We start from the raw sequence: 2,683 nt of genomic DNA, 5'->3' as shown, positions 1-2,683 counted from the left end.
GGCGGCATTTTCCTTGACTACTGCTTCGGCATTTTTTCGTTGGTGGTCTTCGGCCACATTGGGCGAGGGTATAAAAATGACCGGTTTGCCCACCACACACAGCTCTGAAACCGATAATGCCCCTGCCCTTGAAATTACAACATCTGCTGCTGCATAGGCCAGGTCCATTTGATAAATAAAATCGTGTACTTGTATATCCTTTTCTTCATTGTGCCTTTTGTACATTTCATAATAAAAAGCACCACACTGCCAAATAACCTGCACATTGCACTCATTAAAAAATTGCAGCGAATTTTCAATCAATTGATTGATTCTTCTTGCGCCCAGACTTCCTCCAAGCACCAGAAGTGTTTTCTTGTTTTTATCCAGGTCAAAATGTTTTACTGCTGCATCCTTCTTTTCTTCAAGACTGATGATATCTTCTCTCACGGGGTTTCCGGTAAGGACAATTTTTTCTTTTGGAAAATAGCGTTCCATACCTTCATAAGCCACACAAATGGTTTTTGCCCGTCCGGCAAGCCACTTATTGGCTATCCCGGCATAAGAGTTTTGTTCCTGAATCAAACACGGGATTCCTTTTCCTGAAGCGACCCTTAAAAGGGGTGCGCTGGCATAGCCACCGGTTCCAATGACTACATCAGGCTGAAATTCATTGATGATTTTTTTAGAACGTGTTAAGCTGTTGATTAACTTTAAGGGAAAAGAGAGGTTTTTGGGTGACAAGCTGCGTTGCAGTCCTGAAATCCAGAGACCTTTAATTTCATATCCGGCTTTGGGCACTTTTTGCATTTCCATACGGTTTTGTGCACCAACGAACAAAAAGCGGGCTTGGGGAAACCTCGCCTTTAGTTCATTGGCAATGGCAATTGCCGGATAGATATGTCCTCCGGTTCCACCGCCTGATAAGATGAACCGAAGCCCCTCCCTACCTCCCCAAAGGGGAGGAGGTGAAACAGCTTCTGTATTTTTTTCTTTACCACTCATATTAGCATCTCTAACCTACTCCTTTAAGTTATCTATTGCTTTTAAAAAAGTTGTTTTCTCACTTATACCGTTTGGCTTAATATATCCAAAGGGTTTTCTTCGTTAGTTTCTTTTATGGGCTCGGGACGTTTTGCGCTTACGCTCAAAATGATTCCCAGTGCCAGACAGGTCATCCAAATGGATGTACCGCCACTGCTTATGAGCGGAAGTGTTTGTCCCGTTACCGGAAACAATTCCACTGCCACCGCCATATTGATAATTGCCTGAAAAATGATGGGAATACCCACTGCAATGACCACGAGCTTGCCAAAACGTGTATCCGATTTTCCGACAATAATTAAAATCCTAATCAACAACAACACATACAGGAACATCAGCAACAATGCACCTATCAATCCGAATTCTTCAATGATTACCGCAAAAATGAAGTCGGATGAAGATTGTGGCAGGAAGTTTTTCTGCACGCTCTTTCCGGGCCCAAGGCCGGCAATACCACCCGATGCAATGGCTATTTTTGCCTTTTCAATCTGATAGCCTTCTTCAACATTTGTCTTATCGGTAAAATTTTCAACCCGGCTGATCCAGGTGTCCACCCGATTGGGGAAAACCCCCGGAAAAGCTTTTGCTGTTAAAACAAACAAGGCCAACATCACCACACCGGCTCCAAGAATGGTTGCAATGTACCTAAAGGGATAACCCCCTAAAAAAACCAGCAAAACAACCATAGCAAAAAGTATCGCTGCTGTTGAAAAGTTTGCCGGAAGGATCAGGCCAATCACCAAAAATACCGGAACCCAAAGGGGCAAAATACTCTCCTTAAAGCCAATGGCCTTGTCTTTAATTTTTGTCAGGTAAGTCGCTACATAAACCAATAAAACAACCATCGCAAACGCCGAGGTCTGAAAGGTTATTCCCACCAGCGGTATGTGAATCCACCGGCTTGCATTGGCACCCTGTATAGTGGTGCCTTGCATCAATGTAAACACCAACAAAACAACCACTATGGGAATCATAATCATCGATAGCGCTTTAAAGTAATTGTAAGGAATTTTATGAATGAATATCAGTATTCCAAAGCCCAAAACGATATGCATTCCATGCTTGAGCAAAAATGATGCTGTGTTGCCGTTTCCATACAAATAAGCCAAATTGCTGCTGGAACTGTAAACAGGTAAAAATGAAAGTATTGCCAACAGTCCGGCTATGGCCCAGATTGTTTTATCACCTTTGATATCTCGCAAATACTTTAACATTTCGGGTTTCTAGTTTCTAGTTTCAGGTTTATCTTTAGAGTCACTGCTAAAGTTTTTCTCTTTTCTCTTTTCTATTTTCTTTATTCTTTATTCTTTACTCCAAAAAAACTGTCATTTAATTACAAATTTCTCACAGCATCTTTAAACTGACGACCCCGGTCTTCATAGTTTTCAAACAAATCAAAACTGGCACAAGCCGGTGAAAGCAAAACGGTATCCCCTTTTTCTGCAATTCTTGAAGCAACTTCAACAGCATCTCTCATAGATTCGGTTTCGGTCATTAAAGGAACTATATTGCCAAAGGCTTGAATGATTTTTTCATTGTCTAAGCCCAGGCAAACAATGGCTTTTACTTTTTCATTCACCAGCGGCAACAGTTCTTCATAGTTGTTTCCTTTGTCAACTCCGCCCACTATCCATACAGTTGGACTATTCATACTATCCAA

The 2,683-nt window shown here is 41.7% G+C and carries 3 protein-coding genes; all 3 read right to left on the bottom strand.

Annotated features, from left to right (window positions below):
• The coding region (murG, locus tag AC6F75_RS13390; protein ID WP_500715594.1) for an undecaprenyldiphospho-muramoylpentapeptide beta-N-acetylglucosaminyltransferase at positions 1–984 on the bottom strand (984 nt) is incomplete at its 3' end.
• A gap of 62 nt (positions 985–1,046) precedes the next feature.
• Positions 1,047–2,237, bottom strand: coding sequence for an FtsW/RodA/SpoVE family cell cycle protein (locus AC6F75_RS13385; RefSeq protein ID WP_500715593.1), 1,191 nt, complete (start codon positions 2,235–2,237; stop codon positions 1,047–1,049).
• 119 nt (positions 2,238–2,356) lie between these two features.
• Positions 2,357–2,683, bottom strand: a 327-nt coding sequence (locus tag AC6F75_RS13380) for a glutamate ligase domain-containing protein (RefSeq protein WP_500715592.1), incomplete at its 5' end; no start/stop codon positions are given.

It is taken from the genome of Planktosalinus sp. (genome assembly GCF_059864935.1).
The sequence above is the reverse complement of the archived record's forward strand: the minus strand, read 5'-3'. Positions and strand labels throughout refer to the sequence as shown.

What these genes read in the sequence shown, in the direction of transcription:
- AC6F75_RS13385 (WP_500715593.1), bottom strand. Translation starts at nt 2,237, where the DNA reads ATGTTAAAGTATTTGCGAGATATCAAAGGTGATAAAACAATCTGGGCC.